A 15,267-nucleotide genomic window follows, 5' to 3' on the forward strand; every position below is an offset into this window, starting at 1 on the left:
CCGCGAGGTCATAGGATGACATGGAAATTCTGGAGGGGGCGGGCCTGTGGAGACCACGGCGGAAGAACAACTGATCGGACCCCTGCTTCTGGCGCGCGGCACCATCGACCGCTCCGCGGCGTTGCGCGCCGACGCGCGGTGGCTGGAACGTGCCTGGTCCGACCCGGCGACCAGGGTGCTGGTCATCGACGACGGCCACACGCTGGTGCGCAGGGAGGGCGACCAGGTGCGGGCGGTGCTGTTCAGCACCGACGAGGCGCCGGAAGGGCCGCGCTACCTGCTCGGGGTCGAGGGCGAGGTCGCCTACTTCGCGGTCGCCGCGCCGCTGCCCGGCGTGCCCAGGCACGAGGCCAACGGGCGGGTCACGTTCGCGATGAAGCTGGCCGACACCCCCGACGGCGACCCGGTCGCGGCCGGGCTGCGCCAGGTCGGCGGGCTGCTCGGCGACCGCGACGCGGGCCTGCTGGTCTACGCCGTCGCGCTGGAGGCCTGGCACGCCACCCACGAGTTCTGCCCCCGCTGCGGCAACCGCACCGAGATCCAGACGGGCGGCCACATCCGCGTCTGCCCCGAGGACGGCAGCCAGCACTTCCCGCGCGTCGACCCGGCCGTGATCATGCTGATCCGCGACGAGGACGACCGCTGCCTGCTGGCCCGCGGCCCGCAGTGGCCGCAGGGGCGCATGTCGATCCTGGCCGGGTTCGTCGAGCCGGGCGAGTCGCTGGAGCACGCCGTGGTGCGCGAGGTCGCCGAGGAGGTCGGCGTCAGCGTGATCAGGCCGCGCTACCTCGGCAGCCAGCCCTGGCCGTTCCCGCGCAGCCTCATGCTCGGCTTCTTCGCCGAGGCCGTCACCACCGAGCTGCGGCCCGACGCCGAAGAGATCGCCGAGGCGCGCTGGTTCTCCCGCGAGGAGCTGACCGCGGCACTCGACTCCGGCGAGCTGCGTCTGCCGCCCGCGGTGTCGATCGCCCGCCGCCTCATCGAGACGTGGTACGGCGGGCAGCTCGACTACGAGTGACCGGCCCGATCAGGCGGCGCCGAGGATGGCCTTGACCTCCAGGGCCGACGGGTTCGTCCGCACCACCCGGCCGCCAGGCGTGTCGATCACCACGGTCGGCACCGTCTGGTTGCCGTTGTTGACGCTCATCACGAACTCCGCCGCCGACGGGTCGCGCTCGATGTCCACCTCGTCGAAGCTGATGCCCTCACGGGCCAGCTGAGCCTTGAGCCGCTTACAGGGGCCGCACCAGCTCGTGCTGTAGACGGTGAGCGCCATGTCGGGTGATCCCTCCCAGGTCAGAAGTCAGGCGTCCGGTGCAACAACCCGGCATGCCCGGTTAATCCCTTGACCAAGAGGGCCGTGCTCACCGCCGGGCTCAGCCGATGCGCTCGGCGATCCAGGTCTGCACCCGCTCGGCCACGCCCGGCTCCCGGTAGAGCGGCGCGCTGTGGTTGATGCCCGGCTGCGTCAGCACGGTCACCGGCACGCCCACCTTGGCCAGCATCTCCCGCAGCAGGATGCCCTGCGACGGCGGCACGAACTCGTCCTGCGAGTGAATGGTCAGCATCGGGGCGTCGCGCCTGCTCGCGTGCCAGGCGACCTCCATGCTGGCCCACACGCGCGCGCACTTGCCCTTGGGTGCGCAGCCGCCGGCCAGCTTGATCGCGGCCTTGCGCAGCCTGCGCTTGTTGAGGTCGGTGGTCTTCCTGGCGTCGCCGTCGGCGTACGCCTGCAGCGGGGAGGTGATCGGCGACAGGCCGACCACGCCCTTCAGCCCGCTCACGCCGTCGCCGTACGTGCCGACCGCCGCCGCGATGTGCCCGCCCGCCGAGAAGCCGACCACCACATAGTTGCCCGGGTCGAACGACCACCGGTCGGCGAACTTACGAGCCGTCGCGATCGCCGTGAGCGCGTCGGTGCGCTGCGCCGGCCAGGCCGCGTCGCCGGACAGGCGGTAGTTGAGGTTGAAGACCGTGTAGCCGAGCTCGGCGTAGCTGCGGGTGATCTCCTTCATGTACCGCTTGTCGCCGCTGGACCACCAGCCGCCGTGGATGAGGAACACGCCGGGCCGCTGCTGGCCGTCGGGGGTCCACCACACGTCCATCTGCTGCCGCTTGTGCGCGCCGTACGCGATGGTCTCCGTGCTCAGTCCGTAGACGTCGTCCGTGGTCGCCGAGGTGGCGACGCTGGGTGAGGGAGTGGGCTGCGCCGCGGTCGCGCCCACGCTGACCGCATTGGCGCTGATGGGCGTGAGCACGACGGCAGCGAGCGCGAGAGCGCCCACATGAACCGCTATCCGCACGGCCTTCCTTTCCCCCAGGGTCAATGGTCGGCCCCATTGTGGGGGTAGAGACCAGTTCTTTGCATCTCGTCGACTAGGAACATACGACGGCCCGCATGTTGCCAGAATAAGGCCCCTGGCCGCCAGTACTGGGAAGATGAAGGGGTGACACACGTGGATGACGTCCTGATCGGCCTCGACCCCGAGCAGCGCGCCGTCGCCGAGGCGGTGCGCGGCCCCGTCTGCGTGCTGGCCGGGGCCGGGACGGGCAAGACCAGGGCGATCACCCACCGGATCGCGCACGCGGTGCGGAGCGGGGTCGTCGACGCCCAGAGCGTTCTGGCTGTGACTTTCACCACGCGCGCGGCGGGGGAGCTGCGCCAGCGGCTGCGCGCGCTCGGCGCGCCCGGCGTGCAGGCCCGCACGTTCCACGCCGCCGCGCTGCGCCAGCTCACCTACTTCTGGCCGCGGGTGATCGGCGGCGAGGCGCCCTCGGTCATCGAGTCGAAGCTGCCGGTGCTCGTCGAGGCGTGCCGGCTGATCCGCAAGAGCCCCGACCGGTCCGAGCTGCGCGACATCGCCTCCGAGATCGAGTGGGCCAAGGTCACCCAGATCGGCCCCGAGGACTACGCCGCCGCCGTGGCCAAGCACCACCGCACGCCCCCCGTGGCCGCCGACGAGATCTCCCGCCTGTACGAGGCGTACGAGCAGCTCCGGCGCGAGCGACACCTGGTCGACTTCGAGACCATCCTGGAGCTGACCGCGGCCGTGATGACCGAGCACCAGGAGGTCGCCACGCAGATCCGCCAGCAATACCGCTACTTCGTCGTCGACGAATACCAGGACGTCAACCCGCTGCAGAAGCTCCTGCTCGACACCTGGCTCGGCGGCCGCGACGACATCTGCGTGGTCGGCGACCCCAACCAGACCATCTACTCCTTCACCGGGGCCAGCCCGCGCTACCTCACCGGCTTCGCGGTCGAGCACCCACAGGCCGCCGTCATCAAGCTCGTCCGCGACTACCGCTCCACCCCCCAGGTCGTCGACCTGGCCAACCGGGTCATCGCCCGCGGCCGCTCGCCCCACCGGCTGGAGCTGGTCGCCCAGCGGCCCGACGGCCCCCGGCCCGCCTTCGCCGACTACGACGACGAGCCGGCCGAGGCCGCCGGGGTCGCGAGGGCCATCAGGAAGCTGCTCGACAAGGGCGTCCCGGCCCGCGAGATCGCGGTGCTGTTCCGGGTCAACTCGCAGTCGGAGGCGTACGAAGAGGCGCTGGCCAAGGCCGAGATCCCCTACCTGCTGCGGGGCGCGGAGCGCTTCTTCGAACGCCCCGAGGTCCGCCAGGCGGTCGTGCTGCTGCGCGGCGCGGCCCGTTCGGCGGCCGGCGAGCCGCTGGCCGCCGAGGTGCACCACATCCTCGCCGGCGTCGGCCTCACCCCCGCGCCGCCCGGCGGCGGCAAGGCGAGGGAGCGGTGGGAGTCGCTGAAGGCGCTGGCCGACCTGGCCGAGGACCTGGCGGCCGAAGGCGCCGACCTGCCGGCGTTCGTCGCCGAGCTGGAGCGCCGCGCGGCCGAACAGCACGCGCCGCCCGTCGAGGGCGTCACGCTGGCCTCCCTGCACGCCGCCAAGGGCCTGGAGTGGGACGCCGTGTTCCTCGTCGGCCTCACCGACGGCATGCTGCCCATCGTCTACGCCGAGACCCCCGAGCAGATCGAGGAGGAGCGCCGCCTGCTCTACGTCGGCGTCACCCGCGCCCGCGAGCACCTGACGCTCTCCTGGGCGCTGGCGCGCGCGCCGGGCGGGCGCAAGGGCCGCCGGCCCTCCCGCTTCCTCGACGGCCTCACCGGCCGCGCCGCCCCGCCGCGCCCGATCCCGGGCGCCACCCGCGAGCGGCGCACCGTGGCCGCTCCGGTGAGCTGCCGGGTCTGCGCCAAGACGCTCACCGCCGCGGCCGAGCAGAAGCTGGGCCGCTGCGCGACCTGCCCCGCCGACTACGACGAGGAGCTGCTGGAGCGGCTGAAGGCGTGGCGCACCGCCACGGCCAAGGACAACAAGATCCCGCCGTACGTCGTCTTCACCGACGTCACCCTGCAGGCCATCGCCGAGCGCGCGCCGGCGACCGAGCAGGAGCTGCTGTCGATCCCGGGCGTCGGCCGCGTCAAGATCGACCGGTACGGCGAGGCCGTGCTCGCCCTCTGCCGCGGCGCGGTGTGACAAGCGCTGGGCGCGGCGCGGTGTGACAACCGCTGGGCGCGGGGCGGTGTAACAACCGCGAAACTCCGGCCGGTCATCATCGGACCGCCGGGCCGGATGTGGACCGGCTCCGGCGGCACGTCAAACTTGTGTCAGGACCGGATACCTGTCCGAGAAGAAGACCTGCCCCGCCGCCTCAGCACCGACCGGCGCCGGGGCCCGCGAGGGGGACCGACACGTGAACGAGGCGCTCAAGGAGCTGCTCGACCTGCTCGACCTGGAGCAGATCGAGCTCGACATCTTCCGGGGGAGGAGCCCCGAGGAGCGCATCCAACGCGTCTTCGGCGGTCAGGTGGCGGCCCAGGCCCTCGTCGCGGCCGGGCGCACGGTCACCAAGGACCGCTTCGTCCACTCGCTGCACGCCTACTTCATCCGGCCGGGCGACCCGTCGATCCCGATCGTCTACAACGTGGAGCGGGTGCGCGACGGGCGCTCGTTCAGCACCCGCCGGGTCCAGGCGGTCCAGCACGGCAAGGCGATCTTCACGATGTCGGTGTCGTTCCACATCGCGGAGGAGGGGGTGGAGCACCAGGCGTCGGTGATGCCGGCCGTGCCGGCGCCCGAGACGTTGCCCACGTTCCAGGATCGCATGTTCGCCCTGGTCGGCGACCACCCCGAGTTCCGCGACTGGGTGTCGCGCCCCCGGCCCGTCGACTCCCGCTATGCCTCGCCGCTGACGTGGGAGGCGTACAACGACCCGTCGCTGCGCAGCGCCGAGACCAACGTCTGGTTCCGCTACGACGCCGAGCTGCCCGACGATCCGCTGCTGCACGTCGTGCTGGCCGCCTACGCCTCCGACTTCACGCTCGTGGACACCATCCTGCTGGCGCACGGCATGGCGTGGGGCATGTCCAACGTCATGGGCGCCTCCCTCGACCACGCCATGTGGTTCCACGGCCCTTTCAGGGCCGACGACTGGTTGCTCTATGCTCAGGAGTCACCGTGGTCTGCGGGGGCGCGGGGGTTGGCGCGCGGTGAGATGTTCACCGCGTCCGGTGACCTCGTCGTCTCCGTCGTCCAGGAGGCCATGATCCGGCCGCTGCGATAACGAAATCGCAGGTAGAAAATATGTTGCCGGGTCCCGGCCTTCCGGTTTAGGGTCATGGGCAAGCGAGTCGGACACGACTGTTTCCGACGATCAGCAGAGTGGAGGTGAGCCCAGTGATGAGCATTCAGAAGATTGCAGCCACGCCGTGGCTCGCTTCCGCATGCCGTGATTCGGTGCGGCTCGCCTATGGGCCCGCCAAGCCACGGCAGGAGAAGTCTGCCCGTAGCCAGTCCGCCGTCTTCCGCGCGCGCGCCCACGCCGGCGCCGCCGCTCCGCAGATGGCTGCTGCCTACGCAGGACGTATCGAACTGCCGGCCAGCCAGCTCACCAACGGTGGACTGTGCGGTCCGCAGCCCTGGAGGGATACACCGGTCATAACCTGACCGGCGACAGTAGCCCCCAGGCCGCGGATCCACAGACGGATCCGCGGCCATTTTGTTGCCCGCGATCCGACCACCTACGAGGTGTCCAACCAAGAACAAAAGGATCGATCGAAGGAGAAAGAAGATGGGGGCGAAGACGATCATGGACCTGATCGACGAAGCCAAGATCCCCTGTCGTACCGACCCTGACCTGTGGTTCGCCGAGTCGCCGGATGACGTGGAGTTCGCCAAGGCGCTCTGCGGCGGCTGCCCGATCCAGAAGGCCTGCCTCGACCGCGCGCTCGAGCGCGAGGAGCCGTGGGGCGTCTGGGGCGGCGAGCTGATCCTCAGGGGGACCGTGGTTCCCCGTAAGCGTCCGCGCGGGCGTCCCCGCAAGCACCCGGTCGCTGCCTGATCCACCCGTACGTCCGCACCACACCGAAAGGAAACCGAGACCGATGAACGCTCGACCGACTAGGAGCACCGGAATGTCCCATCTCATCCATGACCTCGTGAACGACCGAATACAAACCCTCCACCGCGAGGCGGAGGAGGAGCGTCTCGCGCTGCGCGTACAGCGCGTGCGACGGGCGCAGCGCGAGGTACAGAAGGCCAACGACCGCCTCCGGCGCGCCCTGCTCCTGCAGTGGTGATCGAGGAGATCCTGCCGCCGGCGCAGGATCTCCTCCCTGAAGACGGATGATTCAGCCTCATGAACGCGAGAGCCGGGCGCCGACGGGCGCCCGGCTCTCGCGCTGTCCGGGGAACTCGCCTGCGCCCGGCGGACAGTACTGCTTGTGGATGTGAACCTGCGGACCCGCATACACGACGGTGACCAACGCGCCTTCGAGCAGCTTTTCGACCAGTACGCCAAAAGCGTCTACAACCACGCCTGGCGGTTGACCGGCGACTGGTCGGCGGCCGAGGACGTGGTGTCGCTGACGTTCCTGGAAGCGTGGCGGCTGCGGGAGCGGCTCGCCCCGGACGGCGGCTCGCTGCGGCCCTGGCTGCTCGGGGTGGCCACGAACGTGGCCCGCAACCTGCGAAGGGCCCGGCGGCGGCACGAGGACGTCATGGCCAGGATGCCTCGCGACGACGCCGTACCGGATTTCGCCGACGAACTCGCCGGGCAACTCGCCGACCAGGAACGGTTAGCCGAGGTCCGCGAGGCGCTCGGCCGGTTGCGCAAGCCCGAGCAGGACGTGCTGCTGCTGTGCGCCGGGGCCGGGCTCGACTACGCCGAGGCGGCCGAGGCGCTCGGCATCCCGATCGGCACCGTCAGGTCACGGTTGTCACGGGCCAGGAAAAAACTGGAACTGGCCGTGGCCCGGCGACAGAGAGATGGTGACCGCGGCACCGCGGTCCGGTCCGTCAAGGAGTTCACCTCATGAACATCTTCCCGCCCGAACGGGATCTTCCTGAGGGCCGTCACCAACTGCTCAAGGAGTTCGTGATGACCGCCCTGCAGAACGACCCCACCCCTTCCCAGCCGACCCCGTCGCCCGCTTCCTCCACTTCGCCCACTTCGCCTGCTTCGTCCCGGTCGGCCCGGCCGCGTCGCAAGCTGCTGCGCGCCGGCGTGCTGGCTCCCGCGCTGGGCCTGGCCGCCGCAGCCGCGGTGGCCCTGCCGCTGATCTTCGGCGGCACCCCCGCCTACGCCGTCGCCAAGAACCCGGACGGCACCATCTCCATCACCATCGACGAGGCCAAGGACCCGAAGGCCCTTGAGTCCGACCTGAAGCGGATGGGCTACAACATCGTCGTCGACTACCTGCCCGAGGGCAAGAAGTGCGCCACCCGCCCGCGCGGCACGAACTGGGTGCCGAAGGAGGAGGACTCGCTCTCCGTCTTCCCGCCCACCGTGGACACCGGCGGCTTCCAGATCGACCCCCAGCAGATCAAGCCCGGCCAGACCGGCGTGCTGGAGTTCGCCGTGACCGAGAACGCCGAGGCGGGCACCGTCGTCGCGGGCATCTGGGCCCGAATCTCCAACGGCCCGGTCGCCCCGTGCGACCTCACCGACGGCTCCGCCCCTCTCGGCGACTAGAGCCCGCACTCCCCGCAGGTAATGGGGCAGGTGCCCTGCATCAACGTCATGTGGTGACGGCGGGTCGCCGGTTGCACTGGAGCCGGCGCCCCGCCGTCACCCGTGACCCCACCGATCCGCGGCCCGCCCGCCCGCCGCTACCTGACGGCCCCGCCACGCGGAAGAGCAGAAGCCTGGACGAAGCCCTCGCAGACGGACGACCCCGACCGAATCGCTGAGGCACGCGGGGAAACTGCCCTCGCATCATTACACAGAGTAATGAAGGCTGACGGCCGGATCCCGAAAATCAGCCCCACGACGACTACCAGGCGAGCGGGCCCGCCCTCACTGAGAGTCCGACGGCCGGACCGTTCCCGCCGAGGGTGGCCAGGCACCCAAGGAGGTGGACCTGTAAGGGAACCGAAACACCCACCAAGCCAACCCCTGACAGCTCCACTCCCGCACCCCGCACCTCCGGGCCCGCACCTTGCGCCCGGGCCCGCACCTTGCGCCCGGGCCCGCACCTTGCGCCCGGGCCCGCACCTTGCGCCCGGGCCCGCACCTTGCGCCCGGGCCCGCACCTCGCGCCCGGGCCCGCACCTCGCGCCCGGACCCGCGCTTCCGCGTCCCGCGCCCGCGCCTCGCACTCGGACCTGCGCGCCTTCGCGCCCGCGCGACAGCCGTCCGCCCACGCGTTCAGCGCCATGACCGGGCCGGTTCGAGCCGGGCCGCCAATGCCGAGTCAATCACGCTGCTGACCTGGTGCCGCCCACACCCAGCACTCAGATCAGGCCCTAAATCCGGGGGACTGGGGTCGGGGGTCGGGGTCGGGGGGCGGGGTCAGCTGATGGCCAGAGCCTTTTCGTCGGGCAGGTCGTCCGGGTCGTCCGAGAAGCCGGGCACCCAGCGGATCACCTCGTCCCGGAACCGTGCCGTGGTGTTGAGCTGGCAGAGGACGCCCACGCCCGCCGCGTGCACCCGGTGGATGAGCACGTACGACGCCGGCAGGTTGAGCTGGCGCACCACGTTGCCGGGGCGCAGGTCGGCGACGCTGGCGGCCTGGGTCTGGAGCCATTCGCGGCTGAAGGTGAACTCCTCGACCGCCGTCGGCTCCACGTACGGCGCCAGGAAGGCCCGCAGCGCGTCGGGATCGATCTCGATCTCGGGCCGGATGAACCCCTCCTGCCGCAGCCCCGTCACGACGCTCTCCATGTCGCCATGGTTGAAGATCCGCATCAGCTGCCCGAACACCCTCGGATAGCCGTCCGGCAGCCGGTTGACCGCGCCGAAGTCGAGCACCCCGAGCCTGCCGTCGGGCAGCATGCGGAAGTTGCCCGGATGCGGATCGGCGTGCAGCAGCCCCACCCGCGCCGGCGAGCAGAACAGAAACCGTACGAAGAGCAGCCCCGCCCGGTCGCGCTCCTCCTTGGTGCCCTGGGTGATGATGCGCGACAGCGGGACGCCGTCCATCCACTCGGTGACCAGCACCATCTCGTTGGCCGCGATCACGTCGGGGATCAGGAAGTCGGGGTCGCCGTGGAACTCGCCGGCGAAGGCGTGCTGGGCGTGGGCCTCGCGGAGGTAGTCGAGCTCCTCCTCGATGCGTTCGCGCAGCTCGGACAGTACGGCCTTCATGTCGAGGCCGGGCAGCAGCACCCCGAACAGCTTGCCCAGCCGCGCGAGCTGGGTGAAGTCGCCGAGCAGGGCCTTGCCCGCCCCTGGGTACTGGATCTTGACGGCGACCTCGCGGCCGTCGTGCCAGACGGCCTTGTGCACCTGGCCGATGGAGGCGGCGGCGGTCGGCTGGTCGTCGAAGGAGCGGAAGTTCTCCCGCCAGTCGTCGCCGAGCTGCTCGGCCAGCACCTTGTGGACGGTGGCGACCGGCAGCGGGGGAGCGGCGTCCTGGAGCTTGGTCAGCGTGGCGCGGTAGGGGCCGACGATCTCCGGCGGCAGCGCGGCCTCGAAGATCGACAGGGCTTGCCCGAGCTTCATGGCGCCGCCCTTGAGCTCGCCGAGCACCTTGAAGACCTGGTCGGCGGTGCGCTGCTGAACCTCCTGCGCCACGATCTCGGCGGACTTGCCGCCCAGCCGCTTGCCCAGCCCGATGGCGGTACGCCCGGCGAATCCGAGGGGAAGCGTGGCCAGCTTGGCGGAGCGCGTGACAGCACGGCGTGGAAGATCGCTCACACTGATGCGCGGAACCTCGGCAGAGGTCCGCTTCCCCCCTTCGTGGTCGTCCTCTGAGCACGTCAGTCGCGGTGAGGCGACATGACCATTGTTAGCGGAGATGGATTGTTTCGCATACAACGACAATGCGGATGTTGCTGCCACGAGCGTCTTTTCCAGCGCCAATCAGGCGTTACGTCCATTGTGCCGTTGGTCACAGCGGAGTCCTTGCCGTCGAGATGAGCAAGCGCATGTCCGGTCGCCTCCGCCGCGACCAGCGTCGCCAGGGTCGCGTCACAGGCGATCTCGCCCGGCGGGTAGCCGCCCACCGTTGCGGTCACGATCGGCCAGACGGGGTCGTGGTCACGGCGCGCGAGGTCGAGGCAGTGCAGGCACGCGGTCCTTCCCGGCAGGACCAGGGGCCCGACCATCCCATGCCCCTCGAAGGCGGCCGCCAGGAGGTGGGGGATGCCCAGGGCGGTCAGTTCGTTGGCCAGCACCCCGTCCAGGGGCGTGACCGGCGCGATGACCACCAGATCCGGCCTATCCGACTGATCCCCAAGATATGTCCCTCCGGCAAGTACCTCGACCGTCGGTCTGACCAGGTCATGACCGTCGATGTACCGGCTGTCGCGCGGTTTCCTGGGCCGCGCGAGGGCCTCCTGCCGCGCGGCCAACTCGGCGGCCCGCTGACTCGGCGGCCTGCCGAGGTATCGCATCTCGTTGCCCGTGTTCGCGGCTCTGTTTCTGTTCGCGCCCGCACCTCTGTTCACGCCCGCGCCGGTTCTGGCACCTGTGCCTGCGCCCGTGCCGGTTCTGGCACCTGTGCCTGCGTTCGCGCCCGTTCTGGGGCCCGCGCCCTGCCACGCGGGTGGTCCGCCACGCCCCGCCGCCCCCTCGCCGACGGGAGGCACCGCGCCACCGTGTCGACCCATGGGAGAGCCACCAGGGGGAACAGCCTGCGGGATCGCGGGGGAGGACGTCCGGCCGACGCCACCAGAGCGCGGCGCCCCAGCCGCCCCGGAGGCGCCACCCATACGCACACCCGCGCCACCACCGGCATCAGCACGCGCACCCGCGCCGAGACCGGAGCCGGAACGCGCGTCGGCGCCGCGACCGGCATCGGTACGCGGGCCCGCGCCGCCACCGGCGTCAGGACGCGCACCTGCACTGCGACCGGCATCGGTACGCGGGCCCGCGCCGCGACCGGCGTCAGGACGCGCGCCAGCACTGCGACCGGCATCGGGAGGTGCACCTGCACTGCGACCGGCATCAGCACGCGGGCCCGCGCCGCCACCGGCACCCGTACGTGCCGCCGTCGGCGGCGCCTGCCCCGGGACGCCGGCCCGTGAGGGCCGGGCCGAGGCGGCGGATGCGCCGGCCGGACCCGGGACAGAGCGGGAACCAGGGGAACCAGGCACGGCGGAGTCGGATGCGGGGACGTCGCCCGGGATGTCGGGGACAGGCGGGCGGCCACCGGAGGTGAGCCGCCGGGCCACGGCCGCCGCACCCTCCTCCCGCGTCATCCCCACCTCCGCCCACGACAGCCCGCCCGGCGTGATGTGAGCAGGCCGTACGGTGCCGGGATCGATCACCCGGATGTGCCCCACCCCGGCCGCCGCCAGCAGGGCGACGATCTGCGCCCCCACCCGCCCGGCCCCGTAGACCCGCACCCGGGCGGCGCGGCGCCGGGCGACCAGCCCCATGCCGCCGTCCGGTGACGTGGAGGCGAGGTCGAGAGCATCGAGGTCAGGTCTCAGCCGGTCCCGCTCGGCCAGGCTGAGATCACTCAGTACGCCGGAGCAGACCGATGCGTCGTGCAGCGCGCCCTGGGCGGTGAGCTGGTCGAGAAGGGAACGGGCGCGGCACTCGTCGAGACCGGCGGCGCCCGCGGCGCGCAGGACATGATCCAGATCGCGGGTGCCGTCAAGACATTCCAGCCATTGCTGGATCGGCCTGGTCAGGCCGGACATCACGACGGCGCGCAGGGGGTGCACGCCGTACTGAAGGGTCTGCTCGTCGCGGAGTACGCGCCGGAGGGCGGGCTTCACTCGGGGCCTCATGGCGGGAAGATTGGCACGCCGGAGCATGATCCCGAGAGCGTTCCTCGCCGCCTGTGGATAACTCCGTCCACCCGCGACCCCACCCGCCGCGATCAAGACCGCCAAGGCCCCCCGAGTACGCTCTCCGCATGAACGAGCTCTTGGTTGATCGCGACGACGACGGCGTGGTGCTCATCACCCTCAACGTCCCCGAACGCCGCAACGCCATGACCGACGCCATGACCGACCGCTGGCGCGAGACGATGACCGCGCTCGCCACCGACCCCGACGCCCGCTGCGTCGTCGTGACCGGCGCGGGCACCGCCTTCTCGGCAGGCGGCGACCTGTCCTGGCTCGGCGAGCGCGGCGCCGAGGCCGTCCCCGAGCTGCGCGAGCGCATGCTCGCCTTCTACCGCACGTGGCTGCTGGTCAACCAGCTGGAGATCCCCACGATCGCCGCCGTCAACGGCCCGGCGGTCGGCGCGGGCCTGTGCGTGGCGCTGGCCTGCGACCTCGTCTACGCCGCCGACGACGCGAAGCTCCTGGTCCCGTTCACCTCGCTGGGGCTGCACCCGGGGATGGCGGCGACGTACCTGCTGCCCCGCAGGGCGGGCGTCGGCCTGGCCCGCGAGATGCTGCTGACCGGCCGCACGCTGACCGGCAGGGAAGCGGCGGATAAAGGTTTGGTAAATCAATCTTTCCCTAACAATGACCTGATCCCCGAAGTCAGAGCCCTCGCCCAGAAGATCGCTCAGAACGCTCCCATTGCCACAAGACTCACCAAACTGGCCCTGAACCAAGACCATCAAGACCTGGAAGCCGCGCTGAGGTGGGAATCCTTGGCCCAGCCGATCACCATGGCCACGTCGGACCTGCTCGAGGGCCTGGCCGCGCATCGGGAAAGGCGCATGCCCAAATTCACCGGCTCTTAATCATCTGACCAGCAGAAACAGCGCCGCCCCTCTGTGGAATTTCCGTCAACTCGGCTACCGTGCATATGTGCCCCCCGAGACAGTCGAGGTTCGTCGAAGTTCTCGTCGCCGGCGTACGGTCTCCGCATACCGCGACGGCGACAAGACCATCGTGCTCCTGCCCGCCTGGCTGAGCGGCGAAGACGCGGATGAATGGGTGAGCCGCATGCTGGATCGGCTGGCCGCCAAGGAGAGCCGCCGCAGGCCGACGGACGAGGCGCTGCTGGAGAGAGCCAGGGAGCTGTCGGCGAAATATCTAGGCGGCGACGCCGAGCCCGTGAGCGTCCGCTGGGTCGACAACCAGCAGCACCGCTGGGGCTCCTGCACCCCGGAGAACGGCACGATCCGCATCTCGACGCGGCTCAAGGGCCTGCCGGAGTGGGTCATCAACTATGTGATCATCCACGAGCTGGTGCACCTGCTGGTGCCGAGCCATGGCGCCGCGTTCTGGGCTCTGGTCGAACAGTACCCCAAGGCGGAGCGGGCCCGCGGCTTCCTTGAAGGATTCTCCGCCGCGGCGCACTCGGCCCCGGAGGAATGTTGATCCGCGTCGTCGCGGTCCTCGTACGTCAGCGCATGGCGAACGCCGCCCCCGCGGGCATCGACCCCAAGGCGTTCCTGGAGGCGATGGCCGAGGACACCTACGAGATGGCAGCCGGACTCGACCTCGTCACCCCGGTCCTCGTCACCAGCGTCCCCGGCCTCGACGAGATCGTCTGGCCCGGCACCGAGATCATCGACATCGGCGAGGACGAGCCGCTGGCGTCCGTGCTGTCCCGGCTCCCGGGCGACCAGGCCGCGGTGATCGGCGCCGACGCGCCCGACCTGCCGCCGCTGCTGGTGGGCAAGTTGTTCCGCGAGCTCGGCCGCGCGGAGATCACGGTCTGCCCTGCGGAGGGCGGCGGCGCCGTGGCCCTGGCCTGCGCGCTGCCCGCTCCGGCCTGGGCCGATCCCGATCTCGACGATCCCGCCGTCGTGGCCACGCTCCGCGCGCAGGCCCCCGGCCCCCGGAGGGTCGCCACCACTCCGGGCTGGCACCGCCTGCGCGCCCCGGACGACGTCCACCGCCTGGACCCCGGTCTCGAAGGCTGGGACAACACCCGGGCCCTGCTCAAGGAAGCGTGAGCTCGGCCAGCACGGCCCGGTGATCGGTGCCCGGCACCGTCCGTACGTCCACCGCCCGCACCGCCACCCGCCGGTCCACCAGCACGTGGTCGATGGTGATGATCGGCGGCACCTTCTTGTTGGCCGGCCACGTCGGGATCAGCCCGGCCCCCACCTGGTCGGCCGCGTCCTTGTAGCCCCGCGACAGCAGCCCGCGCAGCGCCGCGTGGTCGAGCGAGGCGTTGAAGTCGCCGGCCAGGATCCGCACCCGGTCGGGGGAGGCGGACGGCAGCGTCCGCAGCGCCTGGTTCCAGTTGACGACGTTGGGCCCGAGCGGCGGGTACGGATGGACGTCCACGAACTCGATGGGCTCCCCGCCCGGCACCGACACGACCGCGGCCGGCATCTTGTGCCCGACGTCCGGCACCACGTCAGGCAGCTCGCGCAGCTCGTGCTTGGAGTAGATCCCGCTGCCGCCCGCGCTCCACTCGGCCTGCAGCACGCGGTGGGGCAGCAGCTCCTTGAGCCCGGCCACGTCCAGGTCGGACGCCGCGCCAGGCGTCAGCTCCTGCGTGCTCAGCACGTCGGGGTCGAACTCGCGCACCATCCGCACGATCGTCCCGGCGTCGGCCCGCCCGAACAGCATGTTGATCGTCATGACCTTGAACGGCCGCCCGGCGGCCGCCTCGGCCTTACCAAGCGCCCGGGGCAGCACGGCGAGACCGAGCGCCGTGGTCGCCACCAGCGCCACGGCGGTGGCCGCGCGCCGCCGCCCGGCCGCCGCGATCAGCAGCGGGAGCAGCGATCCCGCCGCCGCGTACGGGGTCGCCGTCATGATCTGCGTCGGCAGCGAGCCGCGCTCCAGCCCCGCCACCCTGACGGCGGCCCAGGCCGCGAAGGGGGTCACCGCCATCCAGGTCAGGACGGATCCGGGGACCCTCCGGCGTCTGCGTACGGGCGTGACGATCGTGCCACCCACGGGCGACTCAGCCGGAGCGCTCACCAGACCCCCT

18 protein-coding genes and 1 pseudogene are annotated in these 15,267 nt (G+C 71.2%); 13 read left to right on the forward strand and 6 right to left on the reverse strand.

What is annotated here, in order from left to right; genetic code table 11:
• Nucleotides 1-46: 46 nt before the first annotated feature.
• Nucleotides 47-1,018 carry an NAD(+) diphosphatase gene (nudC, locus tag SMD20_RS36855; RefSeq protein WP_329590140.1) on the forward strand — a complete coding sequence of 324 codons (972 nt, stop codon included), beginning with the start codon at nucleotides 47-49 and terminating at the stop codon, nucleotides 1,016-1,018.
• A 9-nt stretch (nucleotides 1,019-1,027) separates the two neighbouring features.
• Here the strand turns inward: nudC and SMD20_RS36860 are convergent, their stop codons facing one another.
• Nucleotides 1,028-1,276 carry a mycoredoxin gene (locus SMD20_RS36860; protein WP_091087046.1) on the reverse strand — a complete coding sequence of 83 codons (249 nt, stop codon included), beginning with the start codon at nucleotides 1,274-1,276 and terminating at the stop codon, nucleotides 1,028-1,030.
• A gap of 100 nt (nucleotides 1,277-1,376) precedes the next feature.
• Nucleotides 1,377-2,303, reverse strand: a complete 927-nt coding sequence (locus SMD20_RS36865) for an alpha/beta hydrolase (protein WP_329590144.1) — start codon at nucleotides 2,301-2,303, stop codon at nucleotides 1,377-1,379.
• Between the two features lie 153 nt (nucleotides 2,304-2,456).
• Between SMD20_RS36865 and SMD20_RS36870 the strand changes: the two genes are divergently transcribed.
• The 7 genes from SMD20_RS36870 to SMD20_RS36900 all read left to right on the forward strand — a co-directional run bounded on the left by SMD20_RS36870 (nucleotide 2,457) and on the right by SMD20_RS36900 (nucleotide 7,992).
• Complete coding sequence (locus tag SMD20_RS36870; RefSeq protein WP_329590146.1) at nucleotides 2,457-4,496, forward strand: ATP-dependent DNA helicase UvrD2; 2,040 nt, start codon at nucleotides 2,457-2,459, stop codon at nucleotides 4,494-4,496.
• A 217-nt stretch (nucleotides 4,497-4,713) separates the two neighbouring features.
• Nucleotides 4,714-5,583, forward strand: coding sequence for an acyl-CoA thioesterase II (gene tesB / locus SMD20_RS36875; protein WP_329590148.1), 870 nt, complete (start codon nucleotides 4,714-4,716; stop codon nucleotides 5,581-5,583).
• Between the two features lie 116 nt (nucleotides 5,584-5,699).
• Entirely contained in the window at nucleotides 5,700-5,966 is a 267-nt protein-coding gene (locus SMD20_RS36880) for a hypothetical protein (RefSeq protein ID WP_329590150.1), read from the forward strand.
• Between the two features lie 124 nt (nucleotides 5,967-6,090).
• A complete protein-coding gene (locus SMD20_RS36885; RefSeq protein ID WP_020544973.1) occupies nucleotides 6,091-6,360 on the forward strand; it encodes a WhiB family transcriptional regulator in 270 nt (89 codons plus the stop codon).
• Between the two features lie 73 nt (nucleotides 6,361-6,433).
• Nucleotides 6,434-6,598 (forward strand): hypothetical protein, encoded by a 165-nt coding sequence (locus tag SMD20_RS36890; RefSeq protein ID WP_177240918.1) that lies wholly within the window; start codon nucleotides 6,434-6,436, stop codon nucleotides 6,596-6,598.
• A gap of 144 nt (nucleotides 6,599-6,742) precedes the next feature.
• Entirely contained in the window at nucleotides 6,743-7,336 is a 594-nt protein-coding gene (locus SMD20_RS36895; protein WP_329590153.1) for an RNA polymerase sigma factor, read from the forward strand.
• Nucleotides 7,333-7,992 (forward strand): hypothetical protein, encoded by a 660-nt coding sequence (locus SMD20_RS36900; RefSeq protein ID WP_329590155.1) that lies wholly within the window; start codon nucleotides 7,333-7,335, stop codon nucleotides 7,990-7,992. The genes SMD20_RS36895 and SMD20_RS36900 overlap by 4 nt, the downstream gene beginning before the upstream one ends.
• 819 nt (nucleotides 7,993-8,811) lie before the next feature.
• Here the strand turns inward: SMD20_RS36900 and SMD20_RS36905 are convergent.
• Both SMD20_RS36905 and SMD20_RS36910 read right to left on the reverse strand, forming a co-directional pair.
• Nucleotides 8,812-10,158, reverse strand: coding sequence for an ABC1 kinase family protein (locus SMD20_RS36905; RefSeq protein WP_329590157.1), 1,347 nt, complete (start codon nucleotides 10,156-10,158; stop codon nucleotides 8,812-8,814).
• A 62-nt stretch (nucleotides 10,159-10,220) separates the two neighbouring features.
• Entirely contained in the window at nucleotides 10,221-10,670 is a 450-nt protein-coding gene (locus SMD20_RS36910; RefSeq protein ID WP_329592862.1) for a hypothetical protein, read from the reverse strand.
• 390 nt (nucleotides 10,671-11,060) lie between these two features.
• Between SMD20_RS36910 and SMD20_RS36915 the strand changes: the two genes are divergently transcribed.
• The gene (locus SMD20_RS36915) at nucleotides 11,061-11,489 is read left to right on the forward strand and encodes a hypothetical protein (RefSeq protein WP_329592864.1); all 429 of its coding nucleotides are present in this window, start codon (nucleotides 11,061-11,063) and stop codon (nucleotides 11,487-11,489) included.
• 141 nt (nucleotides 11,490-11,630) lie between these two features.
• On the opposite strand, the pseudogene SMD20_RS36920 reads toward SMD20_RS36915, so the two are convergent.
• Nucleotides 11,631-11,843: pseudogene (locus SMD20_RS36920) on the reverse strand (ThiF family adenylyltransferase); the annotation flags it as partial.
• A 111-nt stretch (nucleotides 11,844-11,954) separates the two neighbouring features.
• Between SMD20_RS36920 and SMD20_RS36925 the strand changes: the two are divergent.
• The 4 genes from SMD20_RS36925 to SMD20_RS36940 all read left to right on the forward strand — a co-directional run bounded on the left by SMD20_RS36925 (nucleotide 11,955) and on the right by SMD20_RS36940 (nucleotide 14,275).
• Nucleotides 11,955-12,332 carry a hypothetical protein gene (locus tag SMD20_RS36925; protein ID WP_329592866.1) on the forward strand — a complete coding sequence of 126 codons (378 nt, stop codon included), beginning with the start codon at nucleotides 11,955-11,957 and terminating at the stop codon, nucleotides 12,330-12,332.
• Nucleotides 12,329-13,111 carry an enoyl-CoA hydratase/isomerase family protein gene (locus SMD20_RS36930; protein ID WP_329590159.1) on the forward strand — a complete coding sequence of 261 codons (783 nt, stop codon included), beginning with the start codon at nucleotides 12,329-12,331 and terminating at the stop codon, nucleotides 13,109-13,111. The genes SMD20_RS36925 and SMD20_RS36930 overlap by 4 nt, the downstream gene beginning before the upstream one ends.
• 67 nt (nucleotides 13,112-13,178) lie before the next feature.
• Nucleotides 13,179-13,694, forward strand: coding sequence for a M48 metallopeptidase family protein (locus tag SMD20_RS36935; protein WP_177241275.1), 516 nt, complete (start codon nucleotides 13,179-13,181; stop codon nucleotides 13,692-13,694).
• Entirely contained in the window at nucleotides 13,688-14,275 is a 588-nt protein-coding gene (locus SMD20_RS36940; RefSeq protein ID WP_329590162.1) for a DUF2064 domain-containing protein, read from the forward strand. The genes SMD20_RS36935 and SMD20_RS36940 overlap by 7 nt, the downstream gene beginning before the upstream one ends.
• Here SMD20_RS36940 and SMD20_RS36945 read toward each other — a convergent pair.
• Nucleotides 14,262-15,257: an endonuclease/exonuclease/phosphatase family protein gene (locus SMD20_RS36945; RefSeq protein ID WP_329590164.1), complete on the reverse strand. Its 996-nt coding sequence runs from the start codon at nucleotides 15,255-15,257 to the stop codon at nucleotides 14,262-14,264. The two genes, SMD20_RS36940 and SMD20_RS36945, sit on opposite strands and share 14 nt — an antisense overlap.
• Between the last annotated feature and the right edge of the window lie 10 nt (nucleotides 15,258-15,267).

The sequence above is a fragment of the Nonomuraea sp. LP-02 genome (assembly GCF_036289125.1).
GTDB lineage: Bacteria > Actinomycetota > Actinomycetes > Streptosporangiales > Streptosporangiaceae > Nonomuraea > Nonomuraea bangladeshensis.

What these genes read in the sequence shown, in the direction of transcription:
- SMD20_RS36860 (WP_091087046.1), bottom strand. Translation starts at nt 1,276, where the DNA reads ATGGCGCTCACCGTCTACAGCACGAGCTGGTGCGGCCCCTGTAAGCGG.
- SMD20_RS36880 (WP_329590150.1), top strand. Translation starts at nt 5,700, where the DNA reads ATGAGCATTCAGAAGATTGCAGCCACGCCGTGGCTCGCTTCCGCATGC.
- SMD20_RS36885 (WP_020544973.1), top strand. Translation starts at nt 6,091, where the DNA reads ATGGGGGCGAAGACGATCATGGACCTGATCGACGAAGCCAAGATCCCC.
- SMD20_RS36890 (WP_177240918.1), top strand. Translation starts at nt 6,434, where the DNA reads ATGTCCCATCTCATCCATGACCTCGTGAACGACCGAATACAAACCCTC.
- SMD20_RS36900 (WP_329590155.1), top strand. Translation starts at nt 7,333, where the DNA reads ATGAACATCTTCCCGCCCGAACGGGATCTTCCTGAGGGCCGTCACCAA.
- SMD20_RS36930 (WP_329590159.1), top strand. Translation starts at nt 12,329, where the DNA reads ATGAACGAGCTCTTGGTTGATCGCGACGACGACGGCGTGGTGCTCATC.
- SMD20_RS36940 (WP_329590162.1), top strand. Translation starts at nt 13,688, where the DNA reads ATGTTGATCCGCGTCGTCGCGGTCCTCGTACGTCAGCGCATGGCGAAC.